This is a genomic window from Virgibacillus dokdonensis (genome assembly GCF_900166595.1).
Classification (GTDB): Bacteria; Bacillota; Bacilli; order Bacillales; family Amphibacillaceae; genus Virgibacillus; species Virgibacillus dokdonensis.
The window spans coordinates 1,189,768-1,209,983 of the sequence record NZ_LT745763.1 but is presented as its reverse complement, the minus strand read 5'-3'; the positions used below and the strand labels follow the sequence as shown (position 1 = coordinate 1,209,983).

The 20,216-nt window shown below is 36.1% G+C and carries 14 protein-coding genes; 3 read left to right on the top strand and 11 right to left on the bottom strand.

Annotation, left to right across the window (positions count from 1 at the left end):
• Positions 1–96 precede the first annotated feature (96 nt).
• From B2C77_RS07145 to B2C77_RS07130, 4 genes are all read right to left on the bottom strand, one after another.
• Positions 97–855 (bottom strand): (S)-benzoin forming benzil reductase, encoded by a 759-nt coding sequence (locus tag B2C77_RS07145; protein WP_077703001.1) that lies wholly within the window; start codon positions 853–855, stop codon positions 97–99.
• A 103-nt stretch (positions 856–958) separates the two neighbouring features.
• The gene (locus B2C77_RS07140; RefSeq protein ID WP_077703000.1) at positions 959–2,326 is read right to left on the bottom strand and encodes a dipeptidase; all 1,368 of its coding nucleotides are present in this window, start codon (positions 2,324–2,326) and stop codon (positions 959–961) included.
• 198 nt (positions 2,327–2,524) lie between these two features.
• On the bottom strand, positions 2,525–3,913 hold the full coding sequence (gene ltrA / locus B2C77_RS07135; protein ID WP_077702999.1) for a group II intron reverse transcriptase/maturase: 1,389 nt from the start codon (positions 3,911–3,913) through the stop codon (positions 2,525–2,527).
• Positions 3,914–4,388: 475 nt separating this feature from the next.
• A complete protein-coding gene (locus tag B2C77_RS07130; protein WP_077702998.1) occupies positions 4,389–5,009 on the bottom strand; it encodes a YhcN/YlaJ family sporulation lipoprotein in 621 nt (206 codons plus the stop codon).
• Between the two features lie 309 nt (positions 5,010–5,318).
• On the opposite strand from B2C77_RS07130, the gene B2C77_RS07125 reads away from it, so the two are divergent.
• On the top strand, positions 5,319–5,555 hold the full coding sequence (locus B2C77_RS07125) for a YhdB family protein (protein WP_077702997.1): 237 nt from the start codon (positions 5,319–5,321) through the stop codon (positions 5,553–5,555).
• A gap of 57 nt (positions 5,556–5,612) precedes the next feature.
• On the opposite strand, the gene B2C77_RS07120 is transcribed toward B2C77_RS07125, so the two are convergent.
• Together B2C77_RS07120 and sigI are read right to left on the bottom strand one after the other, a co-directional pair.
• On the bottom strand, positions 5,613–6,356 hold the full coding sequence (locus B2C77_RS07120) for an anti-sigma factor domain-containing protein (RefSeq protein WP_077702996.1): 744 nt from the start codon (positions 6,354–6,356) through the stop codon (positions 5,613–5,615).
• Positions 6,353–7,081, bottom strand: a complete 729-nt coding sequence (gene sigI, locus B2C77_RS07115; RefSeq protein ID WP_077702995.1) for an RNA polymerase sigma-I factor — start codon at positions 7,079–7,081, stop codon at positions 6,353–6,355. The genes B2C77_RS07120 and sigI overlap by 4 nt, the downstream gene beginning before the upstream one ends.
• 1,292 nt (positions 7,082–8,373) lie before the next feature.
• On the opposite strand from sigI, the gene B2C77_RS07105 reads away from it, so the two are divergent.
• On the top strand, positions 8,374–9,951 hold the full coding sequence (locus B2C77_RS07105; protein WP_077702993.1) for a BCCT family transporter: 1,578 nt from the start codon (positions 8,374–8,376) through the stop codon (positions 9,949–9,951).
• A 218-nt stretch (positions 9,952–10,169) separates the two neighbouring features.
• Here the strand turns inward: B2C77_RS07105 and B2C77_RS07100 are convergent, their stop codons facing one another.
• The 4 genes from B2C77_RS07100 to murG all read right to left on the bottom strand — a co-directional run bounded on the left by B2C77_RS07100 (position 10,170) and on the right by murG (position 16,318).
• Positions 10,170–10,991: a S1C family serine protease gene (locus B2C77_RS07100; RefSeq protein WP_077706852.1), complete on the bottom strand. Its 822-nt coding sequence runs from the start codon at positions 10,989–10,991 to the stop codon at positions 10,170–10,172.
• A 31-nt stretch (positions 10,992–11,022) separates the two neighbouring features.
• Positions 11,023–13,044: an ABC transporter ATP-binding protein gene (locus B2C77_RS07095; protein ID WP_077702992.1), complete on the bottom strand. Its 2,022-nt coding sequence runs from the start codon at positions 13,042–13,044 to the stop codon at positions 11,023–11,025.
• Positions 13,044–14,792, bottom strand: coding sequence for an ABC transporter ATP-binding protein (locus tag B2C77_RS07090; RefSeq protein ID WP_077702991.1), 1,749 nt, complete (start codon positions 14,790–14,792; stop codon positions 13,044–13,046). Before B2C77_RS07090 ends, B2C77_RS07095 begins: the two co-directional genes overlap by 1 nt.
• Positions 14,793–15,247: 455 nt before the next feature.
• Complete coding sequence (gene murG, locus B2C77_RS07085) at positions 15,248–16,318, bottom strand: undecaprenyldiphospho-muramoylpentapeptide beta-N-acetylglucosaminyltransferase (protein ID WP_077702990.1); 1,071 nt, start codon at positions 16,316–16,318, stop codon at positions 15,248–15,250.
• 730 nt (positions 16,319–17,048) lie between these two features.
• On the opposite strand from murG, the gene B2C77_RS07080 reads away from it, so the two are divergent.
• Complete coding sequence (locus tag B2C77_RS07080) at positions 17,049–18,407, top strand: MATE family efflux transporter (RefSeq protein WP_077702989.1); 1,359 nt, start codon at positions 17,049–17,051, stop codon at positions 18,405–18,407.
• 196 nt (positions 18,408–18,603) lie between these two features.
• Here the strand turns inward: B2C77_RS07080 and B2C77_RS07075 are convergent, their stop codons facing one another.
• A complete protein-coding gene (locus B2C77_RS07075; protein WP_077702988.1) occupies positions 18,604–19,791 on the bottom strand; it encodes a NupC/NupG family nucleoside CNT transporter in 1,188 nt (395 codons plus the stop codon).
• Positions 19,792–20,216: the final 425 nt, after the last annotated feature.

Genomic DNA, 20,216 nt, shown 5'->3' with positions numbered 1-20,216 from the left:
ATAAAAAATGGGAGAGAAACAGTAAAATATGGGCAGCATATATTCATGATTAGAAAAACTTGACTTAAACTTCTTCCAAAATCTTGACGTTAGCCTTTAAGATAAATAATCACGTGCATAATATATTCGTCCGTTTTCTATGTTATTGTCTAACATGATCTCTGTAGCTATAGAGGCGATTTTTTCTGCATGTTGCAACCGTTTATTTTCATAGTACGCTTTAAATGTGTCTACTGCTTGAAATGCAGATTTTTCACTGGAACGAATTTGTGCTTGCATCTCCGTATCCATAACACCTGGACTGAAAGCAATGATAGTATGTTTCGTATTTAGCTCATCTTGCTCTTTAGCAATGGTTTTTGTATACATGTTTACACTAGCCTTAGAACTACAATAAGCAGTCCATCCAAACGTCGGTTTCTCAGCAGCACCAGAAGTCACTGTTAAACAAGTTAGTGGAATTTGTTTTTGATTCGCAAACTGTAAGAACAAATTCGTTAATGCCATTGGCGCGACAGCATTAATCTGAAAATGGTAATTTAAAGACGTAGGTAATATATGAGTTCCCTGATTAATCGGTTCAATAACAGCTGCATTATTCACAAGATAAAGCTTTCTAACGTCATTTTTCATATGCTTTGTAGTGATTGTATCAAGAAGAACTTCTAGATTCGCTACATCCACTAAATCATAAGCAATACTTTGAAAGGTAACCTTATATTTATCAGCTACACTGTGTAAATCAGTAATCTTACTTCGGGAGATACCGATTACATATACTCCATAACTCAATAGCAACTTAGCTATTTCTTTTCCCAATCCTTGTGAAGCTCCTGTAACAATTGCATAATCCATGACCTATCCCCCTCTCGTAAAAAAATGTTTACATATGTTACTTGCAAAAATTATTCATTTAGTTGAGATAACTACTTTAATTAGACAGTTAACAAAGTCTCCTTTAATTACCTACTGAATTCCAGTAATAGACAATGGTTTCCATCCCTTTATCAAAGCTATCCAAAGGAAAACTTTCATTAGGTGAATGGAGACGATCTTCTGGCGTTCCAAAACCTAGTAATACAATAGGCATCCCATATATTGCTTCCACCCACTCTACTACAGGTATGGAACCTCCCATTCTTACATACACTGTCTCAGCTTGAAAAGCTTTTGAATATGCTTCTGCTGCTTTTTTTATTAACGGATGATCTGGTTCTACTTTATAAGCTTTAGCGGATAACTTTTCTTTTTCCACATGAACTTCCACACCGGAAGGCGCTACCTTATAAATATGATCTTCCAATAATTTTTGGACTATCTCAGGATCTTGCCCTGGGACTAAGCGGCAAGTAATTTTAGCTGTTGCAGAAGAGGGAATAATTGTCTTCGTTCCTTCTCCTTGGTAACCACCAAATATTCCATTCACTTCAAAAGTTGGACGGCCCATTGTATGTTCGACGGGTGTATATCCTTTTTCGGAAACAGTTTGATTTACACCAGCGGACTTAGCAAAATCTTCACTAGGTGCAGCTGCCATCATTTTTCTCTCTTTACTTGATAAAGGCTCTACATCATCATAAAAGCCATCGACTGTAATAAACTCTTCTTCATTTTTCATGGAGGATAAAATGTGGCTTAATGCCATAATTGGATTTCTAATTGCCCCACCATACATGCCAGAATGTAAATCATGGTCCGGCCCTTTTACGGTAATCTCCAATCCTGTGAATCCTTTTAAGCCATACAAAATGGTTGGCTGATTTTTAGCAACCATCCCCGAATCAGATATCACTGCAAAATCTGCCGAAAACTGTTCTTGGTGTTCTTGCAATATGTTATATAAATTCTCACTACCAATTTCTTCTTCACCTTCAATACATACTTTAACGTTCACAGGTAGTTTTCCTTCTGTTTTTAAAAAAGCTTCAAATACGGCCAAATGCATAAATACTTGTCCCTTGTCGTCACTTGCACCTCGTGCATATAGCCTTCCGTCTCTAATTTCTGGTTGGAATGGGTTACTATGCCATAATTCCATTGGATCAGCTGGTTGCACATCATAATGTCCATAGAACAACACTGTCGGCGCATCTTTTCCAGCACCATTGTATTCACCATAAACAAGCGGATGGTTATTTGTTGGCTGTTTCTCAGCTGAGCCAAAGCCAATCTCTTGCAAATATGTAACAATGAAGTCTGCTGCTTTTTCCATATCTTTCTTATAATTGCTATCTGTGCTAATGCTAGGTATCTCTAAAAATTCAAAAAGCCGTTTCAGAAAATACGCTCGATTAGTCTTCAAGTATTGCAATACTTGCTCACTCATGACGGAGCCCCCTTTAGGATAATTATATATATTTTAGCATATTCTCATTATATTACTAAAGGGGGCACATTTTTTATTCCGTATTTATACAGCATTATCATTTCCCGGGAAATTTTGTACTAAATCGAGTAGAGGGAAAAGTTAAGTAACTTTTCGCCCCTCTCACACCACCGTACGTACCGTTCGGTATACGGCGGTTCAATAGTTTGAGTGTACGAACTGGTATTGTAGAGCGATGTCTTTATATCCTCTCGATGCCAGTTCTTTATCTGTTAATGAACGATGGAGTACATAACTACTGGATATAACCCAGTAGCCCTTTCTTGTATTCGACCATTCATAAGCTTTATGTTTATCGATACCTAAGCGAATTAGATTTTTCCTTTTTGTGCGTGGGTTTTTCCACTGCTTCCAGAGATATTGTCTAATTCTTCGCTTCAACCATCCATTGAGATTCTTTATAAATCCTTTCATTTCCCCTATGCCATAGTAGTTTATCCAACCTGTCATAAGTTGTTGGATTTCTTTAAGAATCACTTCGAGATGTCGTCCACGATTGCGTTTGGTGATCCGCTTGAGTTTCCTTTTGACGGTCACTTTCGCTTTATTATGCGGACGAATTTTGACACCCTTCTTCGTAGCTAATAAGCAGAAGCCAAGAAACTTACGTTTCAAAGGACTTCCAACCGCACTCTTTTCTCGGTTAACAGTTAAACTCAGATCCTTCTCAAGAAAGTTCGTTATATTATCCATTACCCGATATCCTGCTCTCCTGCTTTTCACATAGATATTACAGTCGTCCGCATAGCGGACGAATCTGTGACCACGCTTTTCTAATCGTTGGTCTAATTCATTCAGATAAATATTACTGAGTAACGGCGATAAGTTTCCACCTTGCGGCGTTCCTTCTTCCGATTTCTCAAAGATACCGTTTATCATAATTCCACTCAATAAGTACTGTCTTACCAAGCGAAGCACGCGCTTATCATCTATCTGTTTTTCCACGAAATACATCAGTTTGTCATGATTTACCGTATCGAAGTAGGATTTCATATCCAAATCCACCACATATTTGTACCCTTGTTCGTAGTACGATTTCGCCCGTATGATGGCGTGATGTGCACTACGTTTTGGACGAAACCCAAAACTATTATCGGAGAACTTTGGTTCAAATATTGGTTGGAGCACTTGGTTAATCGCTTGTTGAAGCATCCGGTCGATGACTGTCGGAATCCCCAGTTTTCTCTTTCCACCGTCTGGTTTCGGGATTTCAACCCGCAGGACGGGTTGCGGTTTGTATTTTTCTTGATATAACTGGAGTAATAGTTCCTCTTTATGTTCCTTCAAGTATGGAAGTAGTTGGTCGCACGTCATACCGTCTACACCGGCTGCCCCCTTATTTCTGACGACTTGAAGGTAAGCTTGATTGAGATTGTTCCTTGACAGGATTCTTTCAAACAGATTGGATACACCATTTTGATTGTTCTTTTCACCATGTAAGCCACTATGCGCTTCGACATACCCTTCATGTTCCACACTATCTCTCTGCCGATAGCCAGATTCTCCTGTTTTCTGCAGTTGTCGCACCTTACACACCTCCTAGAGCTTTCAAAACGACTATTGTTCGGTCCTTCATGTTTCGTCAAGTAACATTACTATGACCTCTGCTGACTTCTTGTGATTCACCAAGACGTCATCGTCTTGGTTGTGCTGGTTTGTTATCATTCAACTCCCACTGCACCCTCACAAGACCTCCCCCGGTAAGAGCGAAAACTTTCCTCCCATGTAACTGCTAGATTTACTGTATAGGTTTCGGGCAGTATTGGACTTCAGTTTGTTAGGCAACCTTATCCGACCTAATTCAGCCTTCTATCTAGTTTCTGTTCGTCAGTTCAGGAGTTTGCGTCCGACTTCCTTCAGCCACTACCTTGCGATAGCCACCTTGTCTTTCGCTAACAGTTCCTACTGCCAAGCCTGTAGTGGACTTTCACCACCAAGTTTTCGCCCATGCAGGGCGCACTTAAATAGGAGTAAACCTCTTTTTAAGGCTTACTCCTTTTAATTAGCGGTTTTGCGGAAATAATCGTTCTACCATATTGCCAAATTGGTCAAAAAATCCTTCAACAGGTTCACCATTCTCCACATCGTTTGCATAGTTTTGTGTTAAATTAACGAAGTCTGGGTTTGTCGAGACATATACATTGTCAATATCAGCATCAACGGATTGAACAATTTGCTTCACTCTAGATTTCACATCATTTGTGAGATCATTACCTTCATCTACATTGTTCATATTATTTGCCGTATTGTTTCCTTTGTTTTTGTTTTCTACGTTCGTATCATTGGTATCTAACCCTGCTGCAACGTATGCATTGTTATCCATTGTCAATACATATGCTGTGTCAATCTCATCAATTTCTTCTGTGATTCTCTCAGCAGACTCCTTTGATACTTCATAACGGCTTTCATTATTACGGTTATTGTTTCTTTCTTGATCACGCTCCGCTTGTCTTGTCATGTCGTAATCTCGGTCACCAGTCATGCCATCCCCCGTATTATTGTACCTTGTCTGTTCTACATTATCATTAGCCGTATCATTTTCCTTATTGGTGTCATTACCATTCATACATCCTGCTAATACTAAACCAAGAATCGCGATGAAAGTAAATAGTTTCAGTTTCATCTATGTTCTACCTCCTTTGTTTTGCCCTTAGTATGGAGCAAAATAAAAGGATTATACGTTCTCTAACCACCTTTTTATGGCAAATACACCATTTTTCTTTTAGACAATATATATATAATACGGGAATGCTAAAAAAGAAGGAAATCCTCTATGCTGAGATTTTTTATCTCCACTCCATCTTAATACCTTTATGATAGGTCCTGCTTAACTGGTTTTGAATGAATTACTGCTTCGCTTTTTTCCCATCAAGAAAAAAGCGTAGGATTTATATGGGGGAAGTAACCCTTATCTTTAAGGAGGGGAAAAAATATGGATATACCTGACTATGATAAAGCACTTTACTATACACTTTGGGGATACTGGGACGATTTGCTCGTACTTATGGTTCGAACAAATGATGACATGTTGTCGAAAAAAATCCAATTATTTTTACATGCTTTCCACTACTCCCTTGATGAAAGAAAAATAATGGAATCGCATGACAATTTACTTTACTATCTAGACCACGCTATGAAGTATGACCCTTCGACAGTTATGAAATTATAAGAGAGCTGCTGTTATAAACAGCAGCTCTCTTATAATTAACAACGTAATTGTTGTTAATTAGTAATTATAAAATGATTGTATAATTGCTCTGTCTTCCTCTTTCAATTCTTCCACGTTTTTAAACTGGATACGCATGGGGTTTTTTTCTGCAAGTTCTTTTGCCATTAACTCATTCATAGATAAGTTTTGCGCTTCTGCTACATTTCTAATTTCATTTGGGACTTTCACAGTAGTTATTTTCCATCCCTGTAAAGAAACTGATTTTTCCTTTAATTCTTCAAACAAAGTTACGTCTGTTTCTTGTAACGAACTAATTCCTATAATCACCTGCTTATTCTTATTGGTCAAACCTGCTTGTTCTACCTTTTCAATAAATAATGGAATAACATCGATTGCATTTTTGTCTTTATAATTCATTAAGTGTTGAGATATTCGTTTAGCTTCGTCATTAATTGAACGTATTCCTTGTACATGTAAATCCTCATCCAGTTTAAATTCAATACTAGGATTAGGATTGATATCAATTCCTACATAAGCATAAACTCTATTATTATCCGCTACAAAATAAAAAGGCAATACAAATAAACATATCATACTTACAAAGGCAAGGAAGCTAAAAAAGTTATGATGCTGCTTCTTTCGTTGCATAAACATCAGCTTCCTTTGATCTGAAAGTGGGTCAAAACACACCTCCATACCTATATCTACACTTTTTATTGGTATAGCTTTATGAAAAGCGCCATCTTTAGTCAGTACAATCATATACTCACGGCGCTTTTCCATAATTATTCCTTTATTCACTGCTTCACCACCTTTAAATAGTCCTTTAAATATAAATAATCTTCTGTAAGCACAATAAAAACAGCTAAAATATACTTTCTGTTTCGCTCAATTGTCTTTTTACTTATATCGACTTTTTTAACAAGTTGTTTAATTGGTAACTTACGTTTTGCTAATACGTAATCTCTTAAAGGTTTATCTTCATACAATACCTTAGCTGTATGAATGGCAGACTCTCTCGCATCTCGATGCTTTGGAGCTACTTCCGTTAGCTCAGCTAAACTTAGCTTGTACACTTTTAGTTTCTCTTTAAAATCTAAAATTTCCTGCTTTCTATGCCAAGAATCTTGTGCCAATTGATATTGTTTCTTTACGGCTAGTATTTCGGTGGGATTTTCTAATAAATCTGCGTCGTATATTTCATCTAACGATAACACAGTAGGATTCTTTTGTGTATAGCGAATATAATCAATTACTTTTCGTTTAATAACTAGTTTCGCGAACCCTAAAAAAGAGCTCCCCCTTTCCCTATTATATGATTTAATTGCCTCATTAAATGCCCAGAGCCCTATACTAAATTCATCGTCGTTTGCTATATCTATGTAACGTTTACACACTTCTGAAACACATTTTGCGACAAATGGCTGATACGTTTTAAGTAAATAATTTTGAACGGATTGCTCACCATGTTGTGCCATTACAACCAGTTCTTCAAGAGGTGCGTCTTTTTTTATATGATTTAACATATAGGAAAAGCCCCCTTGAATAATATAAATTTCGTTTTGCTACAAACTTTTTTGGGCGTATTCTCCTTCATCAGAAGTTGTCCAAAAAGATCCCTACATTTGTTTATAGTTAAATTTTTACTTCGTTTTTGAAAAATGAGTGCCGATTTTTTAAAATTATTTAAAGCCTTTATATATTTCATGATGTTTTCACCATCTTTATAAATATTATTAAGCAAATATTGATTAAAATACATCTGCATTCGACAATTTTCGCCGTTTTCAGAACAAAGGCTCGGGGAGCCCGTTTAGCAACGTAGCGAATAGAACGATTCAATGGAGTGAAGTCGCCTAGTTGCTGGGCGATGGAGCCGGACGTGGTTGTTCGGTTTTTTCGTTATCCCTAAGCATCTAATTTTAAACTTTTTATTTATCTTAAAAACATAGCCTTTAACGAATCTAAAGCGAAATTTATTGTTTTATTTTTAAAGTCCTTATTTCCACATGTTTATGGTAAAACCGTAGTTAAGACTAGACTATCAATCTTAAAATTTTCTACTTTCATATAGTACATTAGAAGACTTTGGCTATCGCCAAAGTCTTTATGACGATAAAACGCGTCGTTTTTCTTAAACTATAAACCCTAAAAATTTTATGCTTTCTTACAGTGAAAAATAAATTTATCTTTAATCAGACAAGTTACTATATCTTAACGTATCGCTAGTCTATTAGCTATCACAAAATCGTTACAATTTGTTTAAATAGGCATGACTATTATGTAACAAGATCACATGCGTTGTCTCCAAATGATTGGTCCCCGCAGCTTTTTCATTCAGCATTAGCTTTATGTAGAAGACCTGGACATATTGATTTATAGTCATAAAAGCTGTCCGTTTACTCATTTTATAATTCCTTACATTATCCCTATAGTGCAAATAACACCAGCTTAGTCGTACATTTTATTAAGAATATGCCTCATACTTGCATACTTTTTTTGTTCCACCAAAAAACATTTCACTTTTTAGTAAAATCAGCTTATTATATAAACTGAAATTTATGCTTTCTTACAGTGCAAAGATGATAGAGATAACGTCTTACGTAATTTATCGAATATACTGCTACGTATTAGCAGTAAATAAAAGTATATCTAAGGAAATGAACTATTCTCAAACGTAAATCTTATAAATCATTTAAAATAATTATTTTATGAACTTTTTTGCCAGTTGTTTGTTTATGCCTACTTTGTTAAGCTAATAGAGTCCTTAAAAATCGGCAAAATATGACATTAATAATAGAAAGGTGTTTGATTTTGAATGCGATTTAAACTAATTGATTGGCCAACATTTTTAGGGGCACTGGTGATTTTATTAGGGGTTTCCCTACCGCTTATATTTTTCCCAGAGGCTGGAGCTGAAGTTATAGGTTTAGCCAATAACTTTATGACAAGTAACTTTGGAATTCTTTATTTATTAATCGGGCTTTTCTGTTTCCTTTTTTTAATTTATGTCGCTTTTAGTAAAAACGGACGTATAAAGTTAGGAAATAGAGAGGATAAGAAAGAATTTAGCACATTTTCTTGGGCTGCTATGTTATTTGCAGCTGGTATTGGTTCCAGTATTCTATATTGGGGAATGATAGAATGGGCTTACTATTACCAAGGACCCCCATTTGGTGCAACTCCGAAATCAAATGAAGCTGTAGAATGGGCCTCTGCTTATGGAATCTTTCACTGGGGACCTATTGCTTGGGCTATTTACACATTACCTGCTTTACCAATTGCTTATTTTTACTATGTACGAAAAAAACCTGTGTTAAAAGTAAGTGAAGCAGTGCGACCTGTTTTAGGAAAGTTTGTTGATGGACCGATAGGCAATATTATTGATATTTTATTTATATTTGGCCTTATGGGTGGCGCAGGTACAACATTAGCTTTAGGAACTCCTATGATTGCTGAAGGTGTCCATGACTTAACAGGTATCCCTGTTACATTAGGCTTAAAAGCAGCCATTATGATATTATGTACAATTATTTTTGCAATTAGTGCTTATTCTGGATTACGCCGGGGGATTAAAGTGCTAAGTGATATCAGTATTTGGTTAACCATTCTCTTGATGGCATTTGTTTTTATATTTGGACCAACTTTGTTTATTAGCGAAACAACTTTTAATAGTCTAGGAATTCTAGCTGATAATTTCTTTCGAATGGCTACATGGTTAGAACCATTTAGAGATTTTGGCGGATTTACTGAAACAGGTTTCCCTGAGTCATGGACTGTTTTTTATTGGGCTTGGTGGGTTGTATATGCACCATTTGTAGGTTTATTTGTCGCCCGTATTTCCAGAGGGCGCACTATTAAAGAAATGGTTTTAGGAACGATGATATACGGCACATTCGGATGTGTCCTATTCTTTGGTATACTTGGCAATTTCGGTCTCTATCTTCAACTAACGGGGGCGTTCGATGTTATTAGCTTTATGAATGAATACGGTGCTCCAGCAGCCATTATTGAAGTCCTTCACCAGTTGCCTATGTCCAATATTGTTGTCGCTGCTTTCTCTATTTTAGCTATTCTATTTTTAGCAACTACATTTGACTCCTCATCTTATATTTTGGCATCTGTTGTTCAAAAACAAGTAACGGGAGAACCATTACGTTGGAACCGTTTATTTTGGGCATTTATGCTCTGTTTACTACCGCTTGTCTTAATGTTTATCGGCGATTTAGAAACATTGCAAACAGCTAGTATTGTTGCTGGTTTCCCACTAATTTTCATCATGTTTCTATTAGCGTGGTCATTTGTTAAAGCTTCTAATTATGACTTGCGTATGTCGAGGGAATTTAAGTCTCCAACCATCTTCATCACTGGAAAAGAAAAAAGAGAAAAGCAATAACATGTTAGAAAAACGGGTCTTTTCGCCAAACCTTATAGCGGAAAAACACCTTCGTTTTTCTTATACATAAAAAAACTCCCCTGAAGGTGATAACAGATTTTAAATTTTAATCTGTCTACCTTAAGGGGATCTTAAGACATCTTTTTAAAAAGCATGAACGAGGGATTATATACATACTTTCATTTTGTTTTTATGCATCTATCCGTATGAGCTACCTCCTAATTTGTTGTATATTCATAATAATAATGAATCGGATAAAACAAACCTACTTTTCCATGCTTTTCATCATCTAATGTCGCAAAGATAATTCCAATCACTTCTCCAGATTCATTTAATACAGGGCTGCCACTATTTCCACGATACACCGGAGCTTCGATCATTATTACTTTTTCTTCCCATGTGCTAAGCGATGCGTAATCAATAATTTTCCCTTCGTTGGCAATTCCATTAAAATTTAGCGGATTACCTATAAAACGAATCGGTTGATCTGGTTGCACAGCTGTCTCTTTGGCCAATTTCAAAAATGGGATATCTTTTACATCTGCTTGCAAAACGGCTAAATCAATAGTTGGGTGCGTTTCCTTTACTTCTGCTTCATGTAATCCATCTTCTGGAAAAGCAACGGCAACTTTCTCTTCCCCTTCTACCACATGGTAATTTGTTAAAATGATCCCATCTGATGTTATGGAGAAGCCTGTACCTTTAGAGTCCTTTGTTTCAATCGTTACAACTGCTTGTTTGTACGTTTGTACATCATCCTGTAACGAGAGCTTGGCTGACTTGTAAAGAAAATCTATCGCCGGAATAGAAAACGTCTGAGGAAGAAGAGCAACAACATTTAATAATAGCATCAATGCAATTAGCCAGAACACCCATTTAGGAAATGGACGCTTTGAGCGTTTGTTCTCTTTAGCTTCTCTTTCTCTTGCCAGTGCTTTCTCTTTTTCCTTCTGCACAAGTTCATATAGTTCTTCTTCATCTATTTCTTCATATAAATCTTCATCTATAATATCATGCTTTTGCTCTTCATTTTTATCCATAAGCCACCCCATAACATGAATGATTCCTATTTTAAACAGCAGATTTACTACTTTGTTGCATCTGATACATGTGATAATAGATACCTTTTGCTTGTAACAAAGTATTATGATCTCCCTTTTCTTTTATCGTACCATGATCTAATACAAAAATGGTATTAGCTTGTTGGATGGTTGATAATCGATGTGCAATCACCAATGTCGTACGCCCTATTTTAAGAATTTCTAAAGCTTTTTGAATCATTGCTTCTGTCTCCGTATCAATATTAGCGGTAGCTTCATCTAATATAAGAATTGCAGGATCAAAAGCGAGTGCACGTGCAAAGGATATTAGTTGCCTCTCTCCTAATGAGAAAGTCGTGCCTCCCTCACCAACTTCTGCTTCATACTGATTTGGAAGCTTTTCAATAAATGTGTCAGCGCCAACTGCCTTTAACGCTTGTTTTGCTTTATCAATTGAAATGGCAGGATCATTCATCGTTACATTAGAAATAATTGTTCCCGAGAATAAAAAAGGGTCTTGAAGCACAATTCCCATATAACTTCGAGTTTGTTGTCTGGACCAATCAAGTGTTGAATAGCCATCAATGGTGATTATTCCTTGTTGTGGATCATAAAACCGAAACAACACATTCATAATGGAGCTTTTTCCTGAACCCGTATACCCAACAAAAGCTGCTGTTTCGCCAGGTTTTATTTCAAATGAAATATCCCGGAGCACATAATCTTCCTCTTTATAAGCAAACCATACGTGATCAAAACGAATATGCCCGTTATAACGCTCCACTTTGTCGTCAGTTACATCTTCCCCTTTATGATCTAATAAAGTAAATACACGACTTCCTGCAACCCTTGCTTGCTCAATTAGAGGTAATTGATTCACAATATCAGTAACCGGTTCAAATAGCCGCGTTAAATAATCGGTAAACGCATAAAGCAGACCTACAGATATAGCACTTGTCGGTTCTAACGATGCAGAACCAAAATACCAAATAAAACCAACAAAAGCAATATTTCGAAATACAGTCACCAAGTTATACGAAGTTAAAGCACTTAATTTCACCAACTTACGCTGATAGATAAAATGTTTTTGATTTAACTTCTCAAACTCTTGCTTTGTCTTTTTTTCTCTTTGGAATGCTTGAATAATTGGCATACCTTGAATTGCTTCATTAATATTTCCATTAATTTCACTTATCGTTGAACGGATCACTTGATTGTATTTCGTACCAAAATGCTTATATAACTTCATCCATCCCCAAATTAACGGTATTAATAGTAAACACCATAAAGCAAGTCGCGCATCCAATATAAACAAGGCTACAAATATTCCTGCCATATAGATAACACTTGTAACTATAATCGATAATACACGTTCATATAAATCTCGAATTGCCTCGGTATCATTTGTAATTCTAGCTACGATCTTACCAGCAGGCTGATCGACAAAATAATTAATGGGAATGCGCTGTGTATGCTCAAATAAGTCATTTCGCATCTTTCTGACAATCTGATTAGAAGCTTTTTGCAATAAAAAAGTTTGATAAAATTGAAAGAAACCAGCGATAACTAATAATCCCACATATAAGCTAAGCAAATAAAGAATAGGTCTTTGTTCTGGCTTAAAAAATGGATAGATCTCTGCTAAGGACAATTTATTAGCAGTAAATTGTTGCTCAGATTCGGCAGTTTTTACCGTGAGCGTATCATCTTGAATTTGCCTTTCTCCCTCAAGCGGTACGACATCATTAATAAAATAATAGCTTGATCCTACTGCTAAAATGGTAACCATACCTTCTGAAGTTGCTTCACCTCTTTCCATTCGGTCTGATCGTTTAAAATGTTTGCTTTTATACTCCACTGTATAGCGGTCATCTTGCTCTCTTACATGATTCCAAGTTCCTTCTATGCCTAAAATATGCTCATCTATAACCCGCTTAGCAATTAATGGCCCCGCAAGTTCAAGAACGACGGCGATAATTAAGCATAATAAGCCAATTAAAATTTGTTTCTTAAACGGAAAAGCATATGCAGCTAATCGTTTTTCTGTAGACATTAGCCTGTCACCTCCACCTCATGAAGCTGCTGTTGTACATATTGGGTGTAATACCAACCTTGCAGCTGCATCAACTCATCATGTGTTCCCCGCTCAACAATCTTCCCCTCTTGGAGCACGATAATATGATCTGCATGGGTTACAGCAGACAGTCGGTGAGCGGCAATAATTGTCGTTTTATTTTGCCTCTCTGCTCGTAAATGCTCTAAAATGTTTGCTTCTGTATTCCCATCCACAGCTGATAAAGAATCGTCTAGTATAAGGAGTTCAGGACGCTTAATAAAAGCTCTCGCCAAGGCGACTCTTTGCTTTTGACCTCCTGATAAAGTAACACCGCTCTCTCCAACTTGTGTATCTAACCCATTTGGGAGCTGTTTTATATCATTTAAGAAATGGGCGAGCTCCATCACTCGAAATATTTCTTCATCGGTTGCGTCTTCTTTACCAAACTGAATATTTTCTCGAATTGTTTTCGAGAACATCATTTGATCCTGAGGAACATACCCAATCCAAGAGCGAATCGTATTCAAAGATAAATCACTCACATTTACATCTGATATACGAATCTCTCCTTTAACTCCTGGATATTGACGTAATAATAATTTAAATAAAGTTGTTTTTCCCGCCCCTGTTTTCCCAACTACCCCAAGCGTCTCTCCTTGTTTAATTTGAAAAGACACCTGTTCTAATTGATTTTTATCCGTGTTCGGATAAGCAAACGAAACATGGTCAAATGTGATAGATGTTACTTTTTCTACATGTACGGGCACATCCGACTCTGTTACATCCGCTTGATAATTTAATATATGGTTTATTCGATCCAAGGAAGCATTTCCTCGTTGTAAAACATTAATTAACTCCCCTACGGCAAACATAGGCCAAATAAGCATGCCTAAATATACGTTAAATGTTACTAAATCCCCTAATGTTAATACATTTTCAAAAACAAGCAAAGCTCCATACCCAAGTCCAATCGTGTACGACAACCCGACAAGAATTTTCATCGTCGGTTCAAATAAAGCATCAATTTTAGCTACAGCAATATTTTTTTCATATACATCTTTTGTGCGTTGTTCAAAGCGCTTCGCATCATATTTCTCCTGCACAAATGCTCGAATTACCCGAACGCCTCTAATGGATTCCAATACTTCGTTATTCATTTCTCCAAATGCTGCTTGTGCTGTGGAAAATCGTTTATGAATAGCAGCGCCATATTTATTCATCACTATAGCCATAATCGGCAATGGAATAAGCGCGACAAGCGTCAGCTTCCAACTAATTGTAAAGCCCATCATTGCAATGATCATAAGCATAAAAATGCTAGAATCGACCAATGTAAGCACACCAAAACCAGCTGTTAAACTAATTGCTTTTAAATCGTTCGTACTGCGTGCCATTAAATCTCCAGTTCGATATTTACTGAAAAATATTGGTGTCATGGATAAAAAATGCTGCATCAGTTTACTACGCATCCATTTTTCTAAAATGACAGCGCCACTAAATAGTGTGTAATCCCATAAAAATGAAATGGAATAATGAATGATGATTAAAAGTACGTAGCCGACAATAATAGCTGTCAACAATTGTAATGTTAATGTTTCAAATTGAATTTGATCAATGGTATAACCAGCAATTTTGGGCGGGATCAACCCAATAGCGCTAGCTATAATTAGTGAAATAATAGCAAATACATACCGTTTCCAATAGTACCTAAAAAACCAATTTAATTTTTTAAAAACACGAAACATAATACTCCTCTTTTCTTTCCAAGGCTTTTAGAATGTTACCTCAAGCGAATTCCCCCACACAAAACCCATAGTAGTTTTTACAGCATTAGAAAAATTTAGCTTATTTTTAAATTTTAAGGCAGTGGTTATTGTTTTGCATATACTATAAAAATGTAAAATTTTGATACTTTCCTATAGTGCAAAAAAATGCGCATTCATCTATGACGAATGCGCATTTTTGAAAAGCATACGAATACACTTTTCACATAAAAAGGTCACAGATAGACGTGACCTTTTTTCGTAAATAAGTCTATTAGTTGATTGTTAAACAGACTCCGCTTGAGGCCACAAAATAATACGTATGTTGGTTTGTTGTTGTTTGAAATAATTGTTTTTTCATCATTGTGACCTCCCTTCCAGTTTTAACTAATTATAGATGGATATATGTTGAAAGTCAATATAATTTTTCATATTTCTTATTTCCCCACTTCTTCTAAAATAGCTAATACTCTTTCACGGGACTGCTCTGTTTGATATTGCTTCATTGTATCTAGCATAATTGGTGCATGTTCTCTTAATAAATCAAGTTCTTTCACTAATGTTTCTTCTGTTAAAGATTCTTCTTCCAATACACGAGCGTACCTTTTTTCTGCAAAAGATTTGGCATTAATAATTTGATCACCACGGCTCGCTTGTCGTGATAAAGGAATGAGTAACATTGGTTTCCGTAAAGCTAGAAATTCAAAAATTGCATTCGAACCAGCTCTCGATAGAATAAAATCACTTGCTGCAAATATATCTTTTAATTCATCATGCACATATTCAAATTGCGTGTAACCTAGTTTATTAATGCTACGATCTATCTTTCCCTCTCCGCAAATATGGATGATTTGAAAAGTAGAAAGTAATTTTGGTAAACTTTGACGAACTGTTTCATTAATCTTTTGTGAACCACCACTACCTCCCATAATAAGAAGCACAGGTTTCTGGCTATTTAAACCAGCTATAGTGCGCCCACGTTCCTTTTCTCCTTGAAAAAGTTCATCTCGAATAACCGCTCCGACATACTCTGATTTTTTTTCTGGTAAATACTTCATTGTTTCCGGAAATGTCGCCAATACCTTTTTCGCAAAAGGCATAGCAATTTTATTTGCTAAGCCTGGTGTATAATCAGATTCGTGGATGACCGCTGGAACAGCTGTTAATTTTGCTGCTAATAAAACTGGTACAGATACAAACCCTCCTTTGGAGAAAATGACCTTTGGCTTTTGTTTCCTTATAATTCTTACTGCTTGCCACGTTCCTTTTAAAACTTTAAATGGGTCCTTTATATTTTCAACAGAAGCATAACGTCGTAATTTTCCCGTAGAAATAGGGTGATAGGTCACCCCTTCCAGCTTTTCAATTAGCTTACGTTCAATGCCCGTTTTTGAACCAATATAATCAATTTCCCAGCCTTTCTCCTTATAATACGGAATTAAAGCTAGATTAACGATTACATGCCCAGCGGTTCCACCACCAGTAAATAAAATACGTTTATGTGTCATAAGATGAATATCCTTCCTTTCCAAGTCATTCATAAAGCGTTATAATGTCTCTTATATGTGTGTGTTTTAGAAAAACTTGGCTTGCCGCCAAGTCTCATAGCGGAAGCCTTCGTTTTTCTTATACTATAATCAATAATAATTTTTATACTTTCCTATAGTGGAACAAAGACTCAGGGCGCCCATTTAGCAACATAGCGACTGGAATCGAATCAACTAAAGTTTTAGGAAGCCTGCCACTAAAACAGGGGTATGCCGACGCACTAAGGCAAGCCCGTTTTTAGTTGTCCTTCCTATTTAGCACGAACCGATGGTGACTTAGCTTAGTGTGATTTCGTGAAGTTGCCTATAGTTGCTGGGCGCTGGAGCCGGACGTGGCTATTCCGTTAAATCTGTATCCCAAAGCAACAATTTTATACTTTCTTATCTCTTAGAAAAACTGCGCTTGAATGAAAAAGAAAATCGTTTATACAAATTTAGTAAAAGTTAAGTTTTTGTCCTTTGTTATTAAATGATTCGTAGCACAAGTCTTCATTTATATACTAAATCACCTTTTCTCATGGTCTTTTTCATCAAAATATGGCTATTGCCAAGCTTTTATGGAGCGAGAACGGCGCCGTTATGCTTATACAATAAAGCTTTGCGCTTTCCTATCGTATAAATAAAACGTTGGAAGAAAATTTACGTCCTCTTCTATCCTAATAAAAATCACATAAAAAAGGAAGAGAATTATATGTATCATACAACAAGTTTAAGCGAAAAATTAACCTTATTTATTACGATTGTTATTCCCATTTTAATTACCCAAGTAAGTATGTATGTAATGAATATTTTTGATACGATGATGTCTGGTCGCGCAAGTGCAGCAGATTTAGCTGGGGTAGCAATCGGTTCCAGTTTATGGGTCCCTATTTTTACAGGAGTTAATGGCATATTATTAGCTATTACTCCCATTATTGCCCAATTATTAGGAGCAAAATCAGAAGAACAAATTAGTAAGAAAGTGAAGCAAGCGTTGTACCTTTCTATTACACTTGCCCTTTTCGTCTTTCTATTTGGAGCCATACTTCTTGACCCCATCTTGCAAATAATGGATCTTGAAAACGACGTTGAACACATAGCAAAATTTTATTTAGTAGCACTCAGTACAGGTATTATTCCGTTGTTTATTTTTAATACATTACGAAGCTTTATCGACGCGCTTGGTCAAACCAGAATCTCTATGTTTATCATCCTACTGTCCTTACCATTAAACCTAATCTTTAACTACATGTTTATTTTTGGTAAATTTGGTATACCTACTTATGGCGGTATCGGTGCGGGAATCGCTACATCAATCACTTATTGGCTTATTTGTCTTATAGCGTTCGTTGTTATTCATCGACTGTATCCATTTCGCAAATTTTCTATTTTATCTTATTGGATCAAACCATCGTTTAAAGCATGGTGGGGACAATTAAAAATTGGCGTGCCTATTGGAGCTGCGATGTTTTTTGAAACGAGCATTTTTTCTGCCGTCACTTTATTAATGAGCGCATACAGCACGTATACCATTGCAGCTCATCAAGCAGCCATGAACTTCGCTTCCCTTTTATATATGATTCCCCTTAGCGTTGGCATGGCATTAACAATTGCAATTGGCTTTGAAGTTGGAGCTAAGCGTTTCGATCAAGCGCGTATATATGGGTATATTGGAATAAGCGGTGGAATTTTCATCGCATTATTTGCTGGCTTGGTGATCTATTTTACGAAAGATTGGGTAGCTCTACTTTATAACTCTAATCCAGAAGTAGTTCATTTGACTAAGCATTTTCTGATTTACGCTATTTTCTATCAACTAGCTGATGCCTTCGGTGCGCCTATTCAAGGAGCGCTTCGAGGATACAAAGACGTGAACGCTACATTAGTGATCGCTTTCATTTCCTACTGGGTAATTGGCTTACCTGTTGGTTGGCTGCTAGCGAATTACACTGCTTTAGAACCTTTTGGTTATTGGGTCGGAATTATTACTGGACTATCATGCGGAGCTATAGCATTATTAACACGCTTATTGTATTTACAGCGTAAGTGTAAGAAAAAGATGCATGCGTAGATTTTCTTTTGCTAACTTGTAGCTCGGGATGCTCTTTCCTTGTTTAGCAAAAAACTTGACTTATTGCTAAATTTTATGACGAAAACCATCCTTTTGTTTATACGCTTATATCTTATTAATAGTACAAAAACTGTCCTAGCAATAAAGCTTAGGACAGTTTTTAATAACAAAACTGCAGGTGTAGTAAACTTCTATTTTATAAAAACATTCCTACAACAGAAGCGGATAAAATAGAGGCTAGTGTTGCTCCAATTAAAAGTTTCATTCCAAAACGAGACACGCTAACAGCTTTTTCTTCATCAATTCCTTTTACAGTACCAGCAATAATACCAATAGAAGAGAAGTTAGCAAAGCTGGTTAGAAATACCGTAACAATACCGATTGTTTTTTCCGACATATCCCCCATCGCTTGTTGAAATTGCAGCATAGCGACAAATTCATTTGTCACAATTTTCGTACCCATAATAGAACCTGCTTGAATAACTTCACCAGGAGAAATTCCCATCAATAAACCAATAGGATATAATATATAACCTAGTATTTCTTGTAATGTTACACCAGCGAAGATCAATTGAATAAGCCAGTTCACTAACTCAAGGGAAGCAATAAAAGCAATTAGCATAGCTGCAACAATAAGGGCAATTTTTCCACCTTCTAACGCACCATTTCCCATTGCTTCAAAAATGCTTTTCTCTTTACTAACGTTTTTTATGTCTACAACGTCTTCTTCTTTTGGTACATTGACCGGTGCAATAACAGAAGCAATCATTAAAGCACTGAACATATTTAACGGAAGTGCGACTAGCACGTATTGTGGTGGAAGCATTTGTAAATATGCACCAACAATTGATGCTGAAACAGATCCCATCGCGGAAGCACTTACAATATAGAGCCGATTAGCATTTAAATGATGAAATTGAGACCGGATTGCAATCAAGGCTTCAGATTGCCCGAAAAAGATACTATTTACCGCATTAAATGATTCTACTCTAGGCAGTCCAGTAACTTTAGAAATCAGCCAACCTAAATATTTAATAATTGGTGGCAAAATTTTCAAATATGTTAGAACAGAAAGCAAGGTAGCAAAAAAGACGATTAAAAGTAGAACGTTAAAGAAAAAGACGCCACCCTCTTGTAGTTCAAATCCTCCTACAACAAAACTGATTCCCACATTACCAAATTCAATTAATTTATTGAATCCATCTGAAATCTTTTTAATAATCCATTGTCCAACACCCGTTTCAAACATAAACAGTGTAATTAAAATTTGAAAAATCAACATAATTCCAATCGCTTTATAATTAACATTTTTCTTATCATTCGACATTAAAAATGCTAACCCAAGTACAACGACAATGGCTAATAAACCTAGTAAAATATGCAAGGTGTTTTTCCTCCCTTATTTTGTAACTGTTTTCATAACTTCTTTTAAATCCATTCTAACAAGTTGTCTGACGTCATGCAAGTGATTGTTTTTTCTGTCAAATCACCCATTTTTATATGTATTTATTGAAAATCCGACAGCAATTAGCAAAATTAGCAAATTAGCGTCATCTCTATAACAAAACTTATTAGCTATTATTTCCACGCAAATATTTTCCCTAGTTTCCCTATTTATTAACCTTATATTTCATTTAACTCACCATCGGGTTAAACAGCTTTACAAAGTAATGCTTTCATTAAAAATTAGGTTTTTTATCTTATCTTAAAGCTCTTTTGCTCGCAAAAGGTATTAACGAAATACTAGCATTTACTTCTCTATTTCCCTCTTACGTAATATCTTAATTTTTTTCCTTTGCTTATAAGGAT

Excerpts from the sequence above, each read along its gene's own strand:
- B2C77_RS07145 (WP_077703001.1), bottom strand. The coding sequence starts at position 855 with ATGGATTATGCAATTGTTACAGGAGCTTCACAAGGATTGGGAAAAGAA.
- B2C77_RS07140 (WP_077703000.1), bottom strand. The coding sequence starts at position 2,326 with ATGAGTGAGCAAGTATTGCAATACTTGAAGACTAATCGAGCGTATTTT.
- B2C77_RS07130 (WP_077702998.1), bottom strand. The coding sequence starts at position 5,009 with ATGAAACTGAAACTATTTACTTTCATCGCGATTCTTGGTTTAGTATTA.
- B2C77_RS07125 (WP_077702997.1), top strand. The coding sequence starts at position 5,319 with ATGGATATACCTGACTATGATAAAGCACTTTACTATACACTTTGGGGA.
- sigI (WP_077702995.1), bottom strand. The coding sequence starts at position 7,081 with ATGTTAAATCATATAAAAAAAGACGCACCTCTTGAAGAACTGGTTGTA.
- B2C77_RS07105 (WP_077702993.1), top strand. The coding sequence starts at position 8,374 with ATGCGATTTAAACTAATTGATTGGCCAACATTTTTAGGGGCACTGGTG.
- B2C77_RS07100 (WP_077706852.1), bottom strand. The coding sequence starts at position 10,991 with ATGGATAAAAATGAAGAGCAAAAGCATGATATTATAGATGAAGATTTA.
- B2C77_RS07095 (WP_077702992.1), bottom strand. The coding sequence starts at position 13,044 with ATGTCTACAGAAAAACGATTAGCTGCATATGCTTTTCCGTTTAAGAAA.
- B2C77_RS07090 (WP_077702991.1), bottom strand. The coding sequence starts at position 14,792 with ATGTTTCGTGTTTTTAAAAAATTAAATTGGTTTTTTAGGTACTATTGG.
- murG (WP_077702990.1), bottom strand. The coding sequence starts at position 16,318 with ATGACACATAAACGTATTTTATTTACTGGTGGTGGAACCGCTGGGCAT.
- B2C77_RS07080 (WP_077702989.1), top strand. The coding sequence starts at position 17,049 with ATGTATCATACAACAAGTTTAAGCGAAAAATTAACCTTATTTATTACG.